Source organism: Cohnella herbarum, assembly GCF_012849095.1.
GTDB classification, from domain to species: Bacteria; Bacillota; Bacilli; order Paenibacillales; family Paenibacillaceae; genus Cohnella; species Cohnella herbarum.
The window spans coordinates 4,214,671-4,236,302 of sequence record NZ_CP051680.1; the positions used below are offsets into that span (position 1 = coordinate 4,214,671).

At 52.4% G+C, this 21,632-nt stretch carries 14 protein-coding genes; 5 read left to right on the forward strand and 9 right to left on the reverse strand.

The window, feature by feature from the left end; all coding sequences use genetic code 11:
- Positions 1-17: 17 nt before the first annotated feature.
- The 3 genes from HH215_RS17990 to HH215_RS18000 are packed head-to-tail and all read right to left on the reverse strand — an operon-like array spanning position 18 to position 3,246.
- Entirely contained in the window at positions 18-1,238 is a 1,221-nt protein-coding gene (locus HH215_RS17990; RefSeq protein ID WP_254450138.1) for a carbohydrate kinase family protein, read from the reverse strand.
- The gene (locus HH215_RS17995; protein WP_169281163.1) at positions 1,235-2,401 is read right to left on the reverse strand and encodes a Gfo/Idh/MocA family protein; all 1,167 of its coding nucleotides are present in this window, start codon (positions 2,399-2,401) and stop codon (positions 1,235-1,237) included. The genes HH215_RS17990 and HH215_RS17995 overlap by 4 nt, the downstream gene beginning before the upstream one ends.
- Positions 2,401-3,246 carry a class I fructose-bisphosphate aldolase gene (locus tag HH215_RS18000; RefSeq protein ID WP_169281164.1) on the reverse strand — a complete coding sequence of 282 codons (846 nt, stop codon included), beginning with the start codon at positions 3,244-3,246 and terminating at the stop codon, positions 2,401-2,403. The genes HH215_RS17995 and HH215_RS18000 overlap by 1 nt, the downstream gene beginning before the upstream one ends.
- A gap of 242 nt (positions 3,247-3,488) precedes the next feature.
- Between HH215_RS18000 and HH215_RS18005 the strand changes: the two genes are divergently transcribed.
- Both HH215_RS18005 and HH215_RS18010 read left to right on the forward strand, forming a co-directional pair.
- Positions 3,489-4,085 (forward strand): Uma2 family endonuclease, encoded by a 597-nt coding sequence (locus HH215_RS18005; RefSeq protein ID WP_169281165.1) that lies wholly within the window; start codon positions 3,489-3,491, stop codon positions 4,083-4,085.
- Between the two features lie 45 nt (positions 4,086-4,130).
- Positions 4,131-4,715: a Uma2 family endonuclease gene (locus HH215_RS18010; protein ID WP_169281166.1), complete on the forward strand. Its 585-nt coding sequence runs from the start codon at positions 4,131-4,133 to the stop codon at positions 4,713-4,715.
- Positions 4,716-4,754: 39 nt separating this feature from the next.
- Here HH215_RS18010 and HH215_RS18015 read toward each other — a convergent pair whose 3' ends face one another.
- The 6 genes from HH215_RS18015 to HH215_RS18040 all read right to left on the reverse strand — a co-directional run bounded on the left by HH215_RS18015 (position 4,755) and on the right by HH215_RS18040 (position 17,399).
- Positions 4,755-8,744: an NBR1-Ig-like domain-containing protein gene (locus tag HH215_RS18015; RefSeq protein ID WP_169281167.1), complete on the reverse strand. Its 3,990-nt coding sequence runs from the start codon at positions 8,742-8,744 to the stop codon at positions 4,755-4,757.
- Positions 8,745-8,785: 41 nt separating this feature from the next.
- Complete coding sequence (locus HH215_RS18020) at positions 8,786-11,311, reverse strand: glycoside hydrolase family 2 protein (RefSeq protein WP_169281168.1); 2,526 nt, start codon at positions 11,309-11,311, stop codon at positions 8,786-8,788.
- A gap of 34 nt (positions 11,312-11,345) precedes the next feature.
- Positions 11,346-14,171: an alpha-mannosidase gene (locus tag HH215_RS18025; RefSeq protein WP_169281169.1), complete on the reverse strand. Its 2,826-nt coding sequence runs from the start codon at positions 14,169-14,171 to the stop codon at positions 11,346-11,348.
- Between the two features lie 34 nt (positions 14,172-14,205).
- Complete coding sequence (locus tag HH215_RS18030; RefSeq protein ID WP_169281170.1) at positions 14,206-15,069, reverse strand: carbohydrate ABC transporter permease; 864 nt, start codon at positions 15,067-15,069, stop codon at positions 14,206-14,208.
- Between the two features lie 14 nt (positions 15,070-15,083).
- Entirely contained in the window at positions 15,084-15,965 is an 882-nt protein-coding gene (locus HH215_RS18035) for a carbohydrate ABC transporter permease (RefSeq protein ID WP_169281171.1), read from the reverse strand.
- 66 nt (positions 15,966-16,031) lie between these two features.
- Positions 16,032-17,399 carry an extracellular solute-binding protein gene (locus HH215_RS18040; protein ID WP_169281172.1) on the reverse strand — a complete coding sequence of 456 codons (1,368 nt, stop codon included), beginning with the start codon at positions 17,397-17,399 and terminating at the stop codon, positions 16,032-16,034.
- A gap of 218 nt (positions 17,400-17,617) precedes the next feature.
- On the opposite strand from HH215_RS18040, the gene HH215_RS18045 reads away from it, so the two are divergent.
- From HH215_RS18045 to tnpC, 3 genes are all read left to right on the forward strand, one after another.
- Positions 17,618-18,757 carry a GntR family transcriptional regulator gene (locus HH215_RS18045; protein WP_169281173.1) on the forward strand — a complete coding sequence of 380 codons (1,140 nt, stop codon included), beginning with the start codon at positions 17,618-17,620 and terminating at the stop codon, positions 18,755-18,757.
- An 88-nt stretch (positions 18,758-18,845) separates the two neighbouring features.
- Positions 18,846-19,547, forward strand: coding sequence for a metal-dependent hydrolase (locus HH215_RS18050; RefSeq protein WP_169281174.1), 702 nt, complete (start codon positions 18,846-18,848; stop codon positions 19,545-19,547).
- A gap of 439 nt (positions 19,548-19,986) precedes the next feature.
- Complete coding sequence (gene tnpC / locus HH215_RS18055) at positions 19,987-21,480, forward strand: IS66 family transposase (RefSeq protein ID WP_169280169.1); 1,494 nt, start codon at positions 19,987-19,989, stop codon at positions 21,478-21,480.
- Positions 21,481-21,632: the final 152 nt, after the last annotated feature.

The following is a 21,632-nucleotide window of genomic DNA, read 5'->3' on the forward strand; positions in this document are numbered from 1 at the left end:
TCTTATCCCCTTTCGTTTTATCCGTCCGAGCGTCGATGCCATATCCCGCGTCCGCTCTCTTGGGTCCACCCCGGCAGGGAAAGCGAAGCTTCGCGCTGTTTCCAGCCCGATGCGATCCGCGTCTGGACTTCCGTCCAACCGGGAACGCCGCTTACCGCATCCGAACGCTCGACGTTATATGCACCCACGCCTACCGCTCCAAGCAATGTTTCCTCGAGCGTTAGCCCTTTGACCAGCCCTGCTAGAAATCCGGCGATCGTACAATCGCCGGCCCCCGTCGTACCGGCGACTTCGACCTGAAAACACGGAGCAAGCAGTTCCTTGCCTTGCCAAGTTTCCAACTTCTCCTCACTCTGCGCGCATGCTCCCATGCCGCGCAGACGCTCCAAGCTATCGGTCGTCCTAGCGTATAAGCCATGCTCGCCGAGCTTTAACCCGACGACCGCCGCTCCCATGCCGAGCAGTTCCTCGGACAGCGAGTTCAGCAGCGGACCGTCCGCATACGCGAGCAGTTCGGCCGTACCGTGTCGCTCGGACAGCTCCCGGTAATGCTCGGGCCGAAGCATATATAGAATTTCTTCGAAGCTCGGAAGAAACACGTCTACGTAAGGAAGGGCCCGTTGCAGAATGGCCTTCCAATCCGCCTGACCGGCAGGCGAGTCCGGATCCGGCCGCGCCAGATCGAGAGATACGGTCGCGCCCTGCGCCTTGGCTCCCGACAACAACCGCGTTAATTCCGCGCCTTGCTCCTCGTACATTCTTTGCATGAGCGGCGGATAGCCGAAATGGAAAAGCTTCGATCCAGCCACGGCTTCCGGAGTTACGTCATCCGCCGAGAACGTATCGTTCGCTCCGGTACAGTGCAGGAAAATACGATCGACCCCGGGGGGGTTAATCACGATCGTGTAAGAGCTGGATTCGCCGGACGACACGATCATGCCCTCGGCCAAATTCTCTCCGTATCCTTTCAGGATGGATAGAATTGCTTCCCCGAACAGATCGTTGCCGACCTTGCCCATCAGCTTAACCGAAAAACCGAGGCGATGAAGGGCGATTCCGGTATTGGACACCGCGCCGCCCGTCGAGAGCTGAGCAGCCCCTATATCGACAAGCTTGCCGGGGACGAGCAATTCCCCGATGCCCTGACCCGGCTTGCCGGCGTGCATCGATGGAATGATATCCAGACAAATATGTCCGGCGATTACGATCTCGGCAGCGGAGTAATCGCGATTGCTCACGCCTCGCTCCCCCAGTCGACGACCGCGGTTCCGCCCGTCTTATGGGATTCGAGAGCGGCGGTAAACAGCCGGTGGCTCCCTGCCGCTTCTTCCGGCAAAGCGCAAGTGAACGATTGCTGCATGCCTTCCTTGCCATGAACGACCTCATCGCAGAAGGCTGCCCACATCTGCAAGATGGAATCCGAGAAACCGAATTCGAAGATGCCGCCGGTGATCGTTCCGTAAGCCGATTTATAAGGCGCGTCTACGACATGCCAAGCCTGCTGACCGCCCGGGGTATACGGAAGCGACGCGACTTGCTTCGGATTCTTCGTCGTGAACTCCGCGGATAATTCGGTGCCTTGAATACGAATGAACCAAGTATTCGCATGCCCCGGAGCGATCCGTTTCGTGGAAAGCACCATCGGGAATTGTTGATCGTCCGTCTTGACGTCGCAAGCGAGAATCGCATTGTCCCATGTCTCGCATGGCGCGGATCCGCCTTTTCCGTCTGGACGCTCCTCAACGATCTTAGAAAGCAGAGCCCGCACGCTCTTCGGTTTCCAGCCGAAACGCATCGGTAAATGAAGCACGTGCAGCCCAAGATCGCCCATGCAGCCGTACTCCCCGTTCGTAGCGATACGGCGCTTCCAGTTAATCGCTTTCGTAGGGTCAAGGTCGCTGGAATGCCAGAATCCGGCTTCGACTTCGATGATCCGTCCGAACTTGCCTTCGTTCACCCACTGAACGATCTGTTGCGCGCCAGGGAAAAACGGAAACTCCGACGAACTTCGCACGACGACTTGAGGATTTGCCTTGATCGCGGCCGCGATCGCTTCGTTCGCCTCACGGTCGATACCGAAAGGCTTCTCCCCCAGAAGATGCTTGCCCGCTTGAATAATATCGATATAGATTTGCTCGTGCAAATTGTGCGGAACCGCGCAATAGATCGCTTCGACAGTAGAGTCGGCAAGCAATTCCTTATAGTCCGTGTAAGCCGACTTCACGCTAGGCACGTTCTCTTGAAACCACTGGGTCGCGGCCGGGTTCGCGTCGCATACCGCCACGATGCGAGGTTCGAAATCCACGCCCGTCAGATGGCACCAGCGGGCAGCCGCGCTGGCGAATTCCTTGCCCATCAACCCGCAGCCGATAACGCCGAACGATACGATTTTCTTCGCCATTAGTTTTGCGCTCCTTTCAGAATCGCGAGCGCTTGCTCCGCGCTTGCTCCATCGTGCACGATGCTCATCAATGCGGAAGTCATGCCTCCCGGTGTCGGATGTTGGATTACATTACGTCCGTAAACGATACCTGAAGCGCCTTGATTCATGAGCTCTACCGTACGGTTAACGATTTCCTCGTCGCTAGCCCGTCCGCCTCCGCGTACGAGAACCGGAATGCCCGAGGCCACTTCAATGACGCGATGGTACTCCGTTACGTCGTCGCTAGGATCGGCTTTGATGACGTCCGCGCCGAGTTCGACGGCTTGCCGTACTAGCGGCATGATTTTACGGATATCCCCGTCCACCATGTAGCCGCCCTTCTCTTCGTTCGGCAGCATAACAAGCGGTTCTACCATAAGAGGCATGCCGTATTTCTCGCTTTCCGTCTTCAGAATCGCGACGTTGCGCACGCATTGGTGGTGAAGCTCCGGCTGGCCCGGAAGCAACAGCAAGTTCACGCACACGGCAACGGCGTCCAAGCGGACGGCTTGCTCGATCGCGCGATCGATCAATTCGCTGAACAGGAAGCGCGGCAGCACGTTTCCGTAGATGTTGGCGGCATCCGTACGCAAGACGAGCCCCGGCTTCGTTTTACCCGGTATTTCCTGCAGCAATCTGGCCTGCCCCGTGCTTAGTTGGATGCAATCGGGCCCTGCTTGGACGACCGTTTCGATGGCGCTTTTCATATTTTCTATGCCGGACAGGAACGAGAACTCGTTAAAAAAGCCATGATCGATAGCCACGTCGAAGCATTTGCCCTGCGCGCTGAACATCCGGTTTAATCTCGGCTTCGTAGTAGACATGATAATAACCTCTCCTCTTAGCTTAAATCAATTTTGTTTGTTTATAACATTATACTATATTAAACAAACATTTATGTCGAGCTATTTTTGTTTCTTTCGATCATCGATGGGTCGTCATGGTTTGACAGCCCTTGGGAGTTCGATCATAATAAAGGAAATAAAGTCGGGGAAGCACCTCACAAAGTCAAACACAAGACGTGTTGCTTTGCAGGTGCTATTTTTATGGGGCGGAGGTTGTTGAAATGAAAAAGAAAACTCTCGAAGAGGTCATGAAGGAGTCTCCCGTTACTTACGAGATTTATGCCAATATGGTCGATGACGGCAATCGTTATGAGATCTCGGACGGCGTGCTGGAGTTGATGAGCCCAGCTCCTACATTCATCCATCAAGCAATCAGTTATGAGTTGCAGTATATACTCAACTCAAGTTGCCGTAACGAGTTTATTATCGTTTCATCCCCGATCGATGTCATCTTGTCCGACACGGAAGTTCGGCAGCCAGACCTTGTTATGGTCCACCGCAACAGAGTATCTATCATTAGCAATAGAGGAATTAACGGCGCTCCCGATCTTGTTGCGGAGATCACTTCCGAGCATTCCCGCAGGCGGGACAAGGTGACGAAGCGCAGCGTGTACGCCCGATATCAAGTTCCCGAATACTGGATCGTCGACCCTTCCAACTTCACCTTGGAGCAATACGTTCTAGATGGCGACCGCTACGAGCTAGCGGAGGTCTACGCCGGAGACGATACAATCCATTCCAAGACGGCTCCTTGCGTCTCGTTCAGCATGAACGAGATCGTACGCAGCCTTCCCGTGCCTCCGGAGATGTTGGAATAGCATAGTGGTTGGTTGAGAATCTATTATAAGGAGGGAACTATTCGCATGGAAAAAGACAAAAAAGCCGCCGATAGAGTAAAAGATCAACAAGTCACTTACGAGATCTATGCGGAAATGCCGGATGACGGCAAACGATACGAAGTCATCGACGGGATGTTGGAACTGATGTCTCCGAGTCCGACAGCGGCGCATCAGTCCATTTCGTTGGAACTGATCCATGAATTGCGTCAAGGTTGCAAAACGGATTACTTGATCTACGTCGCTCCCCTGGACGTCATCCTGAACGATACGAACGTCGTGCAGCCTGACGTACTCATGATTCATCGCAGTCGCCAACACATCGTGACTTCCCGGGGAGTCGAAGGTCCGCCGGATCTGGTAGTGGAGGTCCTATCTCCCGGCTCGAGGAAACGGGACAGACTGAAGAAGATGGCGGTATACGAGAAACACGGAGTGCCGGAATACTGGATCATCGATCCGGAAGCCCGAACGTTGGAGCAGTATCGGCTGAACGATCGCAAACAATTCGATCTGCTCGAATTGTTCGAGGGCGACGACATGGTCGTTTCGGACAAGCTGCCTTGCGTGTCATTCGTCGTCCACCGCATTTTCAGCGATATTCCTCAATGAGGGGAAGTCTCTTCCAAATCGAAAGAGACTTCCCGCAGTTTAGTATAGACGCTCTACGACGATCCCGTTAACCGACGCTTCGTCGACTTGGCCTAGGAAGTCTACGTTCAGTTGTCCGTCCGTGACGGGAACATCGAACTGATACGTTCTTCCTTTGTCCTTGCCGCCCGTCATTCGCGACCACATGACTTTATATACGTCCAACCCGGTCAACAGCTCCTGTCCTTCCGCTTCGACGGCGAACAACCTTTGCGCCGTTTGCGTTTTGGAAATTTCCGATAACCCCAGACTTATTCGGTACGTACCATTCGGCACATCGAACCGATATCCAAAGGAGGTTCCTTTGCGAGCGGACGGATAGATCGCCGCCGGGAACGAATAAACAATCCCATTGTTCCACACCGTCTGGGCATTCGCCGTTGTCGCAATCGTCGATGCTCCGACGTATCCCCATGTCGGACAAGATGCGCTGCCATAAGCGCAATCAGCTAACCAATCGCCGTTCGGATCCGCTAAAGCCCCATCGCCGGCATTGATTCGTTTCGAATAACCGTCGACCACGTTGACCGTGAGCGTCAGCGTATCCCCGAAATAGGCGACCAGATCTTGCACCATTTTGAATTCCATCGTGTACGTACCCGGCGTCGATGGAGCCTGCAGAGAAAACGTGAATTGTTTTTTCTGGTTTAGCGCAATCGTCTCCGCATTATTGAGATAAGCCCGTTGATCCGTAAGGTCATTGCTGAACCCGCCGTCCCTAAATTCCTTGAGGCGGAATTGATTGTTTGTAGTCGTAGCCAGGCGATGATACGTTCCCGCTTTCCAAGGGCTGCTTCCCCGGTTCATGACCTCGACGTTCACGTTCTGGATAGAATTCGCCGCCATGGTCAGAGGAATATCATGGTTCGTGAAGACGGCATCGTTCCCGCCGCCGACCACGTTAACGGTAAACGTATATTTCTTCCCGGACCATCCCGATCCGTCATGCGCCATTTCCACCGAGAACGCCTTAGGCCCTAACGCGGCACCTGCCTGAATATCGAACGTGAATGATTTAGTTTGCTCCGGTCCGATCGCGTCGCTTGCTTTCAGATATACGCGCTGATCCGTAGCGCTATTGGAGTATCCCCCGTCCGTGAAGCTGCCGAAAATCAGCTCGTTTTGCTCTCCGGATATGGAAGCCCCCAACCCGTAGGAGTCTGCGGCGCTCCAAGTCTCCGTCCCGGTATTTTTCACGCTTATCGTAACTTTGGCGGATGAGTTCGCAATCATATATTTCGGAACGACAGCACCCGCAAGCTCGGCATCGAATCCGATCCTGCCGGCAGGCACAACCTTGATTTCCTTCTCGACCGGTGAACCGAACCAAGTCACGCCATCATGAACCATCTGGGCAGAAAGGACGTACTTCCCTCTCTTCGAGGGTGCTAGGACATTAAAATCGAAAGTTTTAATGGCCCCCGGGGCTATCGATTCGCCCGGAGCGAGGAACACCCGTTGATCCGTTTCGGAGTTTCCGTAGCCCCATCCGGCCGGGCCAGTCCACAACAACTGGTTCGGCATCGTCTTTCGCTGCGCAAGTTTTTTCTGCACTGCGCCAAGTCGAATGCCAGCCGTAGACGTCCACGTCGTGTTCCCAACATTCTTAAAGGTAATCGATACCGTGCCGGTTGTTCCCTCTTCGAGCATCTCCGGCACGTTAACGGCAGTCACGATCGCTTGATCGCCCGCGGCGGGTACGATGGTTACCTTTCTCGTATATTCGCTTCCCATCCAAGCCGTTCCGTCGCGAACCATCATCGCTCCTAACGTATAGCTGCCCGGAGATGCGACGGTCGGCGCGGTCACCGTGAACTTGAACGTTTTTGTCGATTGGGTAGCGACGCTTTCTCCTGCGGATAGAAATACCCTTTGATTCGTCACACCGGCGGAAAAGCCTCCATTCAGGTTTTTCCAAGTAAACTGATTGTTCCATCCCGCTCCCAGCCGATCGCTCGTCGCTTCCGCCCAAGCGTTGCCGCCCACGTTGCGGATCGTTAGCGCGACATCGTAATCCTGGCCGGACACCATGACATCCGGAACGTCGGCGGACAATACGATAGCGTCGTTCGCTCGATTGCTCTTGGCTTGGCGAATCAGCGAGAAGAACGTGTACGGATCCACCGCTTCGAATTGGTCGCCCGGATATTCCGACATGATTCTCTTATTTACTTGCTCGATGAACTTCGGCGTCGCCCAAGAGGAACGGACCTCGATAAAATTCGGTGCAGATCCCGCATTGCCCGAGCTAGCGGCAGCCGCATGCAATCTGGACACGGCGGTATCGACATCGAATCTGAATATGTCCGTATTGATCTGCGTAACGGCCATATTCCCGCTGCGGACGTCGGGTAATGGCCCCGCGATCTGTCCCATCCAAGCGCCGATGCCGTCGCCGCTAAACTTCGAGAATTGCTGCTCGATCGCGGGCGTCAGAGCGCCGGCGTTACCGTTCAGCACGAATCCCGACATCGTGTATCCTGAACGCTTGTACAATTGTTCGTTCCACTCGGTCCATACGGGCAATTGAGCGGAGGTCAAATATCCTGGATTCATGTAACCGCCCGCGGAAGCTCCCGCAATGAAATAATCGTTCGGAGTTGCCGTATCGTACAAATATTGGGCAATATCCGGGTAATCCCGCAACATGTTCGGCACGATGCCCCATGCCAACGGTACCGTCCCTCTCCTATCGTCTTCCCATAAGCGCGGAAAGGTTTGATGGACTGTTCCGCCATCGTGGTCTCCCATCATGTACAAGACGTACGTTTTGTTCTGCAACGTTTTTCTCGGCGGCGACTTAGGCGGATTGGCGAGTTCCTTCCCGACCGGAGCCCAGGAATGAAAGCTGGCGTTGCCATATCCTACGATATCTATAATGCTAGTCAAGTGGGCGTTGTAATTCGAAAACAACTGGAGGCTTCCCCACTCTCCCGCGATCGCGTCGTGCTGAGACCGACCGTCCCCGTTCGGGGAGTCCTGCGCTCCCGTGAAGGTGGAGTACTTATCCCACCAGGGTACGAATCCGACGATCTCGATCGGCCAATATTGGCCGTGCTGGTTGTACGCGGACTGAAGAATTGCGGTCAGCGTGTCCTTATCTTTGGATACGGGACTAGCTTCTGGCGCGTCGCTTGGCGCTTCGTCTCCCCACGGGGACAGATCGAACACGAACGCTTTGTTTTTAACCAAGTAATCCCGTTCGATCGTATAGCCCTGCGTCCGAAGCCCGGTATTCTGTCGCGTAAAGCCATCGCCAATATAGGAAAGCATGCCCGGGTTCGCTTTTCCAGTATCGAGATAGTTCGTCTTAGCCCAGAGATAAGCGTCGGTCTTTGCGTTAATTCCGGAGAATTTCCCCGCCAAATCGCATGGTCCGGTTAACGGAGCAGCAATACATGAGCTTTTGACCGCTAAATAATTGGGAGCCGACGTTAACCGCGTATATAAATCGCCGCCCGACATAACGATAGGAGCGCCTTCGATTCCCGCCATCGTAGTCGCCACGTTTACTGTAGCATCCACCTTGGGATCCCACAGGATCAACCCTTGGATCTCGCCCGCAAAAGTTTGGACTAGCGCATCGATAGACGGGAGGACGGTTACGTTAGCTTCGCTTAACCACTGTCCCGATTGTTGGAATTTGCTTAGCCAATAAGGATTGACATTCTTTGTTTCCCAATTCGTATCGTCGTGGGCATACCACGACAGATCATTCAGAATAGGCGTGTAACGGTAGTTGCGCAAATACAGTTTAGGCCCTTTCTGATTAACGATCCCCTGAAGTGTACCGAAAAATAAATTAAGATCGTACCAGTCGGCCCGGTCCAGCGAATTCTCGTAAGCGTCCAGATCGAATACATAGATTGTGTCGCCCAGGCTTTCCGCCGCATCGGCTTTCGGCAAAACAGAGCCGGGAACAAGCGGAGGTACGACCAACAGTAATGCTAGCAAACACAGGAAGGCTAAACGAAAACTTTTTAGCGTCATTATAAAATGCCTCCTTATTTAGTCTTGCTTTATTGCACGCACTAGAGTTGTACCGCCATAGGCACGATTTCTTCCGCCTTAACGGATGTATCGTAAATCGTGATCGTCCGGCTCTGTCCCGGCAGCAAATCAAAAAACTCGTCCGACAGCTTCACGTGATCCGGCAGGCTAAAATGCACTGCGTGCGCATAGACGTCAGTGGCTATCGTAAACCGTACGCCATAATCCAGCCGAACGAAATCGCGAACGGATAAAGCCGGGGAAGGCAGCTTCAAGTCGCGGACGACTCCGCCCCGAAGGATGGCGGGTAAGGTCTCGACTACCGAGAGCTCCGGCTTCGGGCTGACGAACCAACAACCGGATGTCCAATCCTGTTCCAACTTAGGAAACGTCAGAACGCAATCCCTGGAATACGCAGGAAGAAGTACGGTCGCCTGTTCCGTCAAGCGCGTAAGTCCGTCGAAAGAAACGTAGCCGTAATCCAGCTCGCACCGGATGTCGATGCCTGTTTCGTTAATGCCGACCGCACGCAATACGCCGTCGGCTTCCCTGACAATGAAAGCGACGGGGGCACAGGCCCGCTTCGCGAAATACCATGAGATTTTCCGTTTTAAATCGTAATCGATGACGCTCCAGCCAATCTCGCCCCAGCAATCGTTGTACATCCAGAACAATGCCCCGGAACAATCGCGCCTGTATCGCATTGCTTCCAATGAATAACCGTACATTAACCCTTGGCAAAGTCCGGCGTATAGCAAGTAGCGATCAAGATCCAATCCTCCCGCATCCGCGTAGTGTTTCGTGATACCGGCCGCGACCGTGTCTTTCTCATACATGTTGTTGTGTAACTTCCAGATACACCCTTCGCGATCCAACGGTTCACCGGCGTGGTAACGTTCGATAGTCGACTTGCGACAAGGTCCGATATAGCCATACTCCGAAACGAACTTCGAATTCCAATCGTCATATCTTTCGGGAGTAATCCGCTTGACCATCTCGGGGCTCATCATCGCTTCGAACCAGTAATGGTTATCCCCGCTTTCTTCGCCGTTAGGATGGATTCCGCCGTAAGGCGAGCCGTTCCAGTAAGGAATTTCCGGACAATTGCGGCGGACGATGCGCGGTGCCAACTCGTTGTAGCTTATCGCTCCGCCTACGAAACTCTCATCCGGATTGGCTTGCTTCCACATATCGAAGTTCCAATGATTCTCGTTATTGCCGCACCATAGAACAATGCTCGGATGATTGCGAAGACGGCAGGTTTGATATTCCATTTCCTCCTTTACCTCTTCGCGGAACCATTCCAGATCGTCCGGATACAGCGCGCAGGCGAACATGAAATCCTGCCAGACCATGATTCCGTTGCGGTCGCAAGCTTCATAGAAAGCGTCGGTCTCGTAAAGTCCGCCGCCCCAGACGCGCAACATGTTAAACTGGGCTTCCTTGGCTTCCGAAATGATTTCTGTATATTTTTCGTCCGTAATACGCGCATAGATAGAATCCGCCGGAATCCAATTCGCCCCTTTGCAGAACGTCCGCACCCCGTTCACATAGATAGCGAACAACCGCTCGCCCCCACTGACGGGATCCTGATTCAGTTCGATCGTGCGAATTCCCATATCGAAATCGGGAAAGGAGATTTTCCGTTTCCCTACGACTAACGAGAAGGATACTTGATATAATTCCGGCCGGCCCATCCCGTTCGGCCACCAAAGCTTGGCATTGGTTAGCGTTTGCCGAAAATCTACGTAATTCAGACCGGAACGTAGAGGCATTCCCCTCGACAAGCTCGCCACGACTTCGCCGGCGAAAGATAACTTCACGTTAACTTCGGCTTCCAGCGTGGAATAAGGATGGAAATTCTCGATCTCCGCTTCGAACCGAACGATAGCTTCGTTCCCGGCAATCGACTCCGTGTACGCGTGAATATGTCGGATCGTCGCTTCTTCATGACCTTCTAAATAAACGCCTCCGACGATGCCGCAGGTCGCCACTCTCGGCCCCCAGTCCCAACCAAAACCGTATTGAGGTTTGCGAACGAATACGCGCCGCAAGTCCCCTCGGTTATGCCCTTTCTCGATGCCTACCCGTTCCTTGAACCGTTCCGTCTCCGCTGGACCGCTATGCAGCTCCAAACCCGAAGTTACCCTGACGAGCAACTCGTTATCGCCTTCCCGAAGCAACCTCTTCACTTCTTGGCGGTAAGGGTAGAACGCGCTACGATGATGACCAAGCGCCGATCCGTTCAGGAAAATGTCCGCTTCCGCGTCCAACGACTCCAGCACGAGCTCGATCCGACTCGGCGACAGCTCCTCATTCGAGAGACGAATGAGCTTCTTGAACCACCACGACTTGTTCTCGGTCCATTCGCAATCAAAAAAATGATCTCTGACCAGCGGCTCCTCGATATGGCCCGCTTCTATTAAAGGCATATGAATATCGCAAGGAAGCGAAGCTCCCTTCATCCAACCTTCCGTTCTCAGCGCCACCTCGCGATGCCGGTCCGCCCCTTCGGACAGTTCTTCGAATCTGACCGCCCAGTTCTCGTTCAGTTTCATTGTGTACATTGAGGAAACCCCGCTCTCCGCTTAGATTGATCGATCATTCGAGCTCGATGCGTACGGCAGCCAGCTCGTAAGGCTTAACCGATAATATCGCCTGCCGCCCACTGAACCGCACCCAACCTTCACCCGTTATTCCCTGCTCATGAACGTCTATCCGCTCTACTTTTTTGATCGGGCGCGATAACCGCAGAACGGCTTGTCCCCCGTTGCCGTCGGTCTCGTAATAACGAATGATCACACCATCTCCCCCATCCTCCGCCATTTTAACGGCAGAAATTGCGATCGATCCTTCCTCAAGCTGGAGGAAGCTATCATTCGACGGGAGATTTCCTGAGTGAAAGGTTCCCGATACCATGTTAAGAGGGTGATTAAAGCGGTCCCCCCGGTCGGACAACTCTCGATTGCCCGTCTCCGCGATTACGATCAGACCGATGCGGAAGCGATGGATGCCGAGTTCGGGATAAGGATCCGGGTCGTAAGAGCTGCGAATAAGCGATACGTTCAGAGCTTGTCCGCATCCGCGGTAGCCGTACTTCGAATCCGTGACCAACATAAGCGAAGCGCTTGCGGGTTCCTTGCTCTCGCCAAGGGCCCACGATGTTGCAGGGACGTCCATCTCCAACGCCTCACGCTTAATGACGCCATATGGCACGTCGTACTTATAACTCTCGCAACCATAAGCCAGCGGAACATGGAAACCGAGTTGAGGGATTCCACTGTCCCGTCCCCCTTTTTCCTGCCAATCGCACTCCGCTTCGAAGGCGAGACAGTCGCTGTCTTCATCCAAACTGACGGTAACCTTTAATAACGAATTCGCAAACGGGATTTCGTAAGCGAACGACTGTCTAAGCCGACCTTTGCCCACGTTAACGTCCCGTATTCTTGCTTCCTTATGAAGACTCGCGGAACTTTTGTACCGGCCTACGTACCAAGCCGTCATCTCTGTATCCGTATCCTCTACAATGAAGCGAAATACGGCGGAGTTCGCGACTCGAACATCCGTATTTCCGATCATCTCCCTTCCCGATTTCTTGTCGATCAAAGACACAAGCGAAGCGTTCTCGCGATCGAATGATGCAATGAGATTGCCGTTCTCCAGTACGATGGCGCTGACCGGTTGTTCTTTGCGGGGATCCGGGTAAGGAGGCGTCGGAATCGTCCTCTCCCCTTCCGTCAGAACAAAGGTGGCATAGCCGAATGCAGGAACCCTCGCGAAGATCAAAAGAGTCAAATAATGATGTCCCCAGTAAGGATTGAATCCGTGATCGACGACCTGATGACGGATCGACATCCCTTGATCTTCCGCCGCTTGGATGGCCGCGATGTCTCCGTTCCAATCCCAAATCGTGATCTCGCACGCTTCTTCCCGTTCGAACGAAGCCGAATTGAACAAGTGGAAGATCCGCGTTTTCCCCGCTCCCCGCTCCACATGGCTAATCCGATACCGATCCGCGAGGAACCCGGCGCCGGAGCCTTCCGAAGTCGTGCGCTTGTTACCTTCCTCCGCACTACCGAATTCGGAAGTATCGATCGAATCGGCGATTCGCTGCATGGCTAATTTGCGTACGCTATTGGCCGACGCCATCGTATTCTGGAACAATCCCATCGCATGTTCCCGGGTTGCTACGACACCTGAGCCGGGCAGAATGTCGTGAAACTGATTAAACAAGACGTTTTTCCAAGCATCGCTCAATACCTCATTCCGATAGGAGAACCCCGCGGCCAATGCCGCGAAGGTACCGAACGTTTCCGCTTCTTTAAGCGCCGCTTCGCCATAACGGTTGGCCATCTTGATCCGACTCTGGCTCGTGTAACAGCCTGTAAACACAAAGTTCCGCTCTCCCCTGACTTCAGGCAACCGTTCGACTATTGCGTCCGTCAACCGGAAGAAGTCTCGGAAAGTGCCGAATGAGACCGAAGGATAGATAGGCCAAGCGGCCATATCCTTAATCCGCTCAATATCGCGCCTCGTCGGTCCGCCTCCATGATCGCCGACCCCATAGACCTTCAGCATCGTATTCAACCCGTGACGTCCGCAAAACTCAGGCACATACCATGCCATCTCGGCAGTGATTTCCCCGTTGTACCAGATCGGCTCCCGGTATGCCGTAACCGATCTCCCCGAAGGCGCGATCCAACGATAGATCTGATGTCCTTCGTCTCCTCGGCAATGATAGTAGTACTTGACTCCGCCGTCCGCCAGAATCTCCGGTACGTTCTCGCTGTGACCGAACGTATCGGGCTCGAAATCGAGATCAAACGAATCCGAACCCAAGTCTAGCAAACGCGATAAATAACGCTTCGTATATAGCAAATGCCGGGAAAGGCTTTCCCCGTTCGGCATGTTCTTGTCCGCTTCGACCCAATGGGACGCCGTAACTTCCCAGCGCCCCTCCTTGATCCTTCGCTTGATCTCGTCCAGCATCTCCGGTGCATGGTCTTCGACGATTTTGTAAATCGCCGCCTGGGATTGTGAAAACCGGAAATCGGGATATTGCCGCATTAAATCGAGGACCGTACGAAAAGTATCCAACGTGACGGACACCGTTTCGTCCCAACCCCACATCCAATTCATATCGATATGGGCATGTCCCGCGCAGATCATTCGATAACGCTTAGCCTCCACGGACAGAGCCGAAAGCTTTCCCTCCGTTTCCATCGCCAATTCCTTCGAAATGACGCCCGATTTTTCTACCTGGAGGGACAGATCCGTTACGACTTCAGCCAGAAGTCCGTCGAATTCGCCGTTATTTAACTTGGATAATTTCACTGCATACCCTAATTGGCCCAAAATTCTCTCGCTCCAATAATGCTTCGGCTGCAATGCGTGCATTTCCGCGAGTATAGATTCGTATCTGCTCATAATCCCGATCCCAACTTTCCTCTCTGATGTCTCCCTATCCTTTTACGGCGCCGGCTGTCATGCCTTTCATGACCTGTTCTTGAAGCAAAAGATAGATGACTATAGTCGGAACCGCCGCAATGGCAATCGCTGCCATGGTGAGACCGTAATTCGTCGAATATCCCGTCGTAAAAATGCTTAAGCTCAGCGGAAGTGTCTTTAATGCGTTATTGCTAATGAAAATTAAGGCGAACGCATAGTCGTTCCAAAATTGCAGAAAGCTTAGAATTCCCGTCGTCGCTAGAGCGGGACGCGATATCGGTAGCATAACTCGCCAAAAGACGCCCCAAAGACCGTTGCCGTCCATCATCGCCGCTTCCTCCAAATCCCGGGGAACCGACGACATGAAAGCCGACACGATGAAGATCGCGGTAGGCAACGCAAAAGCCGTGTAAGGAAACAACAAAGCGGCGTAGCTATTTAAGATGTTCATCTGCTTCATCATGATGAATAGAGGAACCAAGGTGCTATGGATCGGGATAAGCATACCGATCATGAACAACCCCATCACGAGCGGCTTCAGCTTGAACCGGTACCGTGCGACAATATGCGCGGCGATCGATCCGACAAGTAATGTAAGCACCAAGGACGCAGCGGTTACGATAATCGAATTCAAGAACCCTTGTCCCATATGGCCCACGGACCAAGCCCGTTCAAGATTGCTCGCCAGCCAATCCCGCGGAATCCCGAAAGGCCTTAGAAAAAAGTCCTGATCCGTCTTGAACGCGCTGATAAGAAGCCAGAAAAGGGGATATACGGTCAGCACAGAATATATGGCTAGCAGGAAGGCGACAAGGCCTCTCATAGGTTTAATGGTCATGTCGTTGGACGTCTTTGCGGATTGCGGTAAATTTCTCATGCCAAGCGCTCCTCCTATTGCTGCCGTTGATCCCGTCGCAGAAGCAACTGGCTTATCGCGATGAAAATAAAGCTGATGAAAATCGTTACCGTGGAAATCGCGCTACCGTAACCGAAGCGATAGATGTTAAACGTGTTATTGTACATATAGGTCGCCAACAACTCGGTACCGTGTGCCGGGCCTCCTCCCGTCATGACGAAAACAAGGTCGAAAGCCTTCAGGCTTCCCGCGATGCATAAAATCACCGCCACCTGAATCGTCCCCCGGATCATCGGAAGGGTAACAAGAAACAGCTTCTTCAAGCCGGACGCTCCGTCGATCTTCGCGGCATCGTCCACTTCCGCAGGCGTATTGCTCAGAGCGGCCATGAACAGCAACAAATAAAGCCCGACATAGTTCCAGATAATCGGCACAGTCAAAGAATACATCGCGATATCCGGGTCGCCTAGCCACTGTCTCTTCAGCGATCCCAAATGAAGCCATTCCAGCGCAAAGTTTAAGATTCCGACCTGCGGATGGTACATATATTGCCAGATCATTCCAATGACTACGGAAGAAAGAACCATAGGAAGGAAAACAGCTCCCCTTACGATTCTCTGGAAGAGCGACGTTTTTCTTAGCGCCAACGCCAGTACCAGTGCGATCGGCACCTGCCCGAACACAGAAGCGACCACGACGATCATGTTATTCTTCAGAGCTTTCCAGAACACGGGGTCGCCGAACGTTTCCTTGTAATTCTCGAGCTTGATAAACTTGGAATCCCCGATTCCGGACCAATCGTAAAATCCGTAATACATCGACCAGATCATCGGCGCAATAGCGAAAACTACGAAGATGGAAACCGCGGGGGTTAATCCGATAAAAATAAACCATTTTAATCGTCTTGATGTCGGCATATTTCACCTCGCTGGAAAAGAGAAAAGCCCCCCTCGGCTTGGGAGGGCTCTCTCAATGGATGCAATTTATTTGTTTGTGGATTTAACCACCGCGTCTTGAATTTTAGCTGCGATCTTCTGCGGATCGCCCCCGAGCAGCAATTCCTGCAATCCGTTATTGACCGCATCCGTGCCTGCGGAAGTCAGTACGGCATCGTATACGGGAGACAACTCCAGCGTTCCGATCAACTGGTTGAGTTCGGCGAACAAGGGCGATACTTTATCTGCCGGGACGTCTATTTTGTAGCTGACGAGCTTATTGTTCTCCAGGCTCATTCGCTGAGCTTCCGGTCCCGCTAAGGCGTATACCAATTCGTGAGCAGCTTCTTTTTTCGCTTCTTCCATGCTCGCACTGATCGCGGGGCCAACGCCGGCGACGCCGGAAGTGGAGTTCGCTTTCCCTTTTCCCCCCGGAATCGAAGGAAGAATGGTCACGTGCGTCGCGTCGAGAATTTCTTTGGGAGATTGAGCGACCAGATTCGTAACCGCCCAAGCGCCTTCGATGAACATAGCCGCTTTGCCTTGATTGTACAATTGCTGTTGCCCGGCGTTATCGATGCTGATGAATCCTTCTTGGAACGCTCCGATCTTAGCAAGCTCCTGCAAATATGTCAGAGCCTGCACGAACTCGGGATCGGTAAACTTCGCCCCGTTCTGCGAAGCGGCATTCAGGAACCATTCCGTTCCCGTCACGCGGTCTCCTAAAGCGCTCATAATGCTAGATTGGGCAAGCCAAGCGGCTTTATCTCCGAGAGCGATCGGGATGACTTTGTTTTCCTTGAACGTTTCCACTGCTTGCTTAAGCTCGTCCCAAGTCGCGGGAACTTTAACGCCGTATTGGTCAAAGAACGATTGATTATAGTAAACTAGAGAAGTCGGCGTCAGCTCCATCGGAACGCTGTAGATTTGACCTTCGACCGTAAAATCGTTAAACGAATTGGCCAGAAAGGCATTCTTCCACTCCGGTTTGCCGTCCAACAGGTCGTTCAGCGGTTTGACCGCTTTACCGGCTGCCAGTTCTTTCGTCATCGCACCTGCCCACGTGAGGAAGACGTCCGGCATTTCATTGGCTGCAGCCGCCGTCTTTAAGCGAGTCTTGTAGGCATCCATAGGCATGGCTTGAATATCCAGGACAATATTCGGATGATCCTTCTGGAATTGAACGATTAGATTTAGATAAGCTTTCGTTAGGTTGTCGTCGCCAGTCCAAGTGTGCCAGAACGACAGCTTTACTTTTTCCGCGGGTGCCTCGGAGGCATTAGAAGCAGTTCCCGTACTTGTTCCTTCAGCCGCCCCCGTGTTAGAGCTTGACGAGTCGTTATTGCCGCAAGCGGTTATCAAACCGAATGCCATGACCAGCGATAAGGCAAGTATCCACATCTTCTTCAATTGCATCTTCCCCTTTAGTATTTATCGTTGTGATTGTAGCCGCTTTCATATTCGAATCATACATTGCACCATTCATTTAGTCAATACATTTTATAATACATTTGTTAATACATTTTGCAATACATTTATTAATACATTTATTTATCATTGAGTCCTGTACATCTATTCAATGTTGATTAAATAAGATAGAATAAAATATATTATGACATTTAGGCGAGGAATGTATGGAGCAAAATAAGAAACCATTGCACATCCAAATCAGAGAATACATCAAGGGGCAAATCGACGGCGGAATCCTGAGGGAAGGCGATCAACTTCCCACGGAAGCGGAGCTCATGAGCCACTTCAAAGTCAGCCGGGTTACGATCACGACGGCCATTAAACATTTGGTCAAGGAAGGGCTCGTCTATAGAATCGCCGGGAAAGGGACATTCGTCAGGGCTGCCGAACCGAATCATTACATGGGCAACCCTCACGTGAAAGAGATCAGCACCAAGCTGATCGGTTTCGTGATGCTTCCTTTCCGTGATGACTTTACGTACCGTTTGCTTTATGGAATTGAGGAAGCTTGCCGTGAAGCAGGCTTTACACTCATCGTGAGATCCGTTTTCTCGCAGGCCGAGGAGCAGGCGGCGATCCGCGAGATGGTAGCCGCCGGAGCGGTCGGGCTCATCATCTGCCCGGTAGACGGCGAATCGTACAACGAGGAAATCTTGCAGCTGCGTGCCGATAATTTCCCCTTCGTGCTCGTGGATCGATTCCTTCCCGGGATCCAGACAAATGCCGTATACTCCGACCATTATCAAGGCGGAGAGATGGGAACCGAATATTTGGCCGGTTTGGGTCATCGCAAGATTGGAGTCGTTTCCTCGGTAAAATCCAAGACGTCGAGCGCCGAAGATCGTTTCCGCGGATACCTGGACTTCGCTCGGCAAGCGATATTACAGGTGGAACCGCGGCATTGGCTGACGCGAATGGACGATGAACTGCCTTACCACGAAGAACTCAATTCGATGGAGCGCATACGCGAGTGGTTAACGAACAATCGCGATCTTACCGCCGTCTTCGCGCTCAACCCGCTTGACGCCGTATACGTCGCTAAAGTCGCAGAAGCTATGAGTATCCGAATTCCCGAGGATCTAGCGATCCTTTCCTTCGACGATCCAGGCATTCGGGACTTGCACCACCCCTTCTTCGGCTTTATCGAACAAAATTTGGAAGAGATCGGCGTTCAAGCCGTCAATCTGCTTGGAGAGACCATTAGCGATCCCGCTACTTTTCGGCAGATCAAAATTCCGGTTGCCTTGCGGCCAGGCTTGTCGACCGGTAATAAAGCCTTTGAAGCATACGCGAAAGGGAAATAAGGATCATCATTGGTTCGGATGCGAGTTGAAGTAGATAGGATATTGGGAAAATAGGTTACAATAGAGGAAAAAGGAGGAGTACTCGTTTATGCAAATCATTTATCACGGGCATTCTTGCATTCAACTGATTACGAACGGCAAATCTCTGCTGATCGATCCTTTTCTGAGAGGGAATCCGATAGCGGTAACGAAGCCGGAGGATATCCGAACCGATTATATTTTGCTTACGCATGCGCACACCGACCATATTCTCGATGCGGAACCGATCGCGCAGGCGAACGACGCGACGGTCGTTGCGACTTTCGAACTGGCGATGTACATGTCCTCCCGGAAAAACCTCAAAACGATCGACATGAACATCGGAGGAACGGTCGATCTGGGATTCGCCAAAGCGAAGATGATCCAAGCTTTCCATAGTTCGGGCATCTTCCTGGAAGAGGGTCAAATCATTTATGGCGGCATGCCGGCCGGATTTATCATTCAAGCCGAAGGATTGACGCTGCTTCATGCCGGGGATACCGCTTTGTTCTCGGATATGAAGATGATCGGCGATAGAAACAAAATCGACGTCGCCTTCCTCCCGATCGGCGACCATTACACGATGGGACCGGACGATGCGCTCCAAGCAGCCGAATGGTTCGGCGCAAGAATGGTCATCCCTATCCACTATGACTCTTTCCCGCCCATCCGCCAAGATGCCGAAGCTTTCGTGAAGCGACTGGAAGCCCAAGATCAGCAAGGACGCGTTCTCGCGCCCGGAGAGAAGTTCGAGATTACCAAAGGAAAATGACGATTTCAGCCAAGCGTAAAAGGTTGTCGCCGAAAGGTAATTTGAAACAACCCCACCGCTATCTCAATCCGAGAGCGGAGAAGTAAGGGCTCTGGGCAGTTACTGCTTAGATCCACTTCTTAAGGGAGCAATCCCAGGCACTTTGTTTGCCTGTTTTCGCCGTAATCGCCATCCATCCTCATATCAAGGCACTGAGGCGGTGATAAGATACTCTCAGTGCTTTTTTTGGTTCGTCACCCATACTGCGGCGGAGATAAGATACTAAGTACTCTATTTGGTTCGTCACCCATGCTGCGGCGAAGATAAGGTACTCTCAGTGTTACTACTCAGGTCTCCCCAAATTCGGGGAGATTTTTTCTTTGCTATTTAAAGGAATTCGAGCATCTCACAGCGAAGTAGTAGTTAAAGAAACTTTGCTAGTGAGGAGCGCGTGACACCCGTGAAACTAACTTCGCAACAAGTGAATAAGATTTGCAAGGACGACGAAGAAATTGCGGGTTATTTCAGTGCGCTCCTAACTCAAAACCAACAGTTGACCCAACTTGTCGAAAAGCAGGCCGTTCAAATTGAGAAGCAAACCCTCCAAATCGAGAAGTTAGAAAAGCGCGTTAACGAGTTAGAAAGACAACTCGGTCAAAATAGCGACAACAGCAGCAAACCGCCTTCCAGTGACGGATTGCGCAAACAAACTAATCTACGTCAATCTGGTGGCAAAATGGGCGCGCCCAAAGGCCATGATGGACATACGCTTCGTTTTAGCACTTCGCCGGACGAAATCGTCGTGCATTCGGTATCCACTTGTAAGCATTGTGCTCAATCCCTTGATAGGGTGGCCGTGCAAGGCTACACCAAGAGACAAGTATTCGACTTACCCCTTCCCCGTTTGGTTGTAACTGAGCATCGCGCGGAGGAGAAGTGTTGCCCTCGCTGCCATACACGCCAGCGTGCTACCTTTCCAGACCGAGTTCAAGCACCTGTTCAGTATGGAGAAGGTTTTACAGCTTGGACGGCTTACTTGAATGTATATCAGCTTCTGCCACTGGATCGCATCTCGCGATTGTTTTCCGATCTGACCGGTTACCATCCTAGCGAAGCGACGCTGTTGGCACAGATCAAGACGATGGCATCCGTTGTAGCGGATCAAGAGCCGGTTATTCGAACGCATCTTCTCAAGCAGCCTTTCATTCACTGCGATGAAACACCGATGCGCTTGAATGGCAAACAACAGTATCTCCATACGCACTCCAACGCCGAATGGACCTTGTTAGCCATGCACGCAAGGCGATGTGGGCCGGCGCTTGTAGACATGGGCGTATTGCCTTCTTACACCGGTATCGCGGTTCATGACTGTCTGAATTCCTACTTCAAGCCAGAGTTTAAGTTCACGCACGCTTTGTGTAACGCGCACTTGTTGCGCGAATGCCAAGGGATCGCGGAGCATGACCATCATAAGTGGGCATCCGACATGAAGGAACTACTCCAAAGAAGTTGGTCGCTAGCCAAGGAGGCTCGTGCGTTAGACATCCCCTTGTCGGATCAGGTTCTCAACGAGATTGATCTACGCTTCGACACCATTTTGGAACTCGGAAAAACCGAATGGACGAAAGATGCGGTGCGTGAAAAAACAGGGCCTCGAGGACGGAAGTGCAAAAGCAAAGCAGCTAATCTTGGGCAGCGATTCGAGCTCCACAAAGCGTCGATTCTTCGCTTTCTTTACGATGCCCGCATCCCTTTTGACAACAACCAGGCTGAACGAGACATCCGTATGTCCAAGGTGAAACAGAAGATTTCTGGATGCTTCCGTACGGCGACTGGCGGCGAACAATTTGCAAGTATTCGTGGCTTTATTTCCACTCTCCTCAAACAGAATCTTCCTTTACATGCCTCACTCGTATCAGCACTCCGTGGTAATTTCCAATTCAAGACTACCTGAGTAGTAACCTCTCAGTGCTCTATTTAGTTCGTCACCCATGCTGCGGCGAAGATAAGGTACTCAGTGCTCTATTTGGTTCGTCACCCATGCTGCGGCGAAGATAAGGTACTCTCCGAACAATTACAGCCCACCGAAAACGGAGAAGAGTGACC

Excerpts from the sequence above, each read along its gene's own strand:
- HH215_RS18050 (WP_169281174.1), top strand. The coding sequence starts at position 18,846 with ATGCAAATCATTTATCACGGGCATTCTTGCATTCAACTGATTACGAAC.
- HH215_RS18025 (WP_169281169.1), bottom strand. The coding sequence starts at position 14,171 with ATGAGCAGATACGAATCTATACTCGCGGAAATGCACGCATTGCAGCCG.
- HH215_RS18035 (WP_169281171.1), bottom strand. The coding sequence starts at position 15,965 with ATGCCGACATCAAGACGATTAAAATGGTTTATTTTTATCGGATTAACC.
- HH215_RS18000 (WP_169281164.1), bottom strand. The coding sequence starts at position 3,246 with ATGTCTACTACGAAGCCGAGATTAAACCGGATGTTCAGCGCGCAGGGC.
- HH215_RS18020 (WP_169281168.1), bottom strand. The coding sequence starts at position 11,311 with ATGTACACAATGAAACTGAACGAGAACTGGGCGGTCAGATTCGAAGAA.
- HH215_RS18005 (WP_169281165.1), top strand. The coding sequence starts at position 3,489 with ATGAAAAAGAAAACTCTCGAAGAGGTCATGAAGGAGTCTCCCGTTACT.
- HH215_RS17995 (WP_169281163.1), bottom strand. The coding sequence starts at position 2,401 with ATGGCGAAGAAAATCGTATCGTTCGGCGTTATCGGCTGCGGGTTGATG.
- HH215_RS18030 (WP_169281170.1), bottom strand. The coding sequence starts at position 15,069 with ATGAGAAATTTACCGCAATCCGCAAAGACGTCCAACGACATGACCATT.
- HH215_RS18045 (WP_169281173.1), top strand. The coding sequence starts at position 17,618 with ATGGAGCAAAATAAGAAACCATTGCACATCCAAATCAGAGAATACATC.
- HH215_RS18040 (WP_169281172.1), bottom strand. The coding sequence starts at position 17,399 with ATGCAATTGAAGAAGATGTGGATACTTGCCTTATCGCTGGTCATGGCA.
- HH215_RS18015 (WP_169281167.1), bottom strand. The coding sequence starts at position 8,744 with ATGACGCTAAAAAGTTTTCGTTTAGCCTTCCTGTGTTTGCTAGCATTA.
- HH215_RS18010 (WP_169281166.1), top strand. The coding sequence starts at position 4,131 with ATGGAAAAAGACAAAAAAGCCGCCGATAGAGTAAAAGATCAACAAGTC.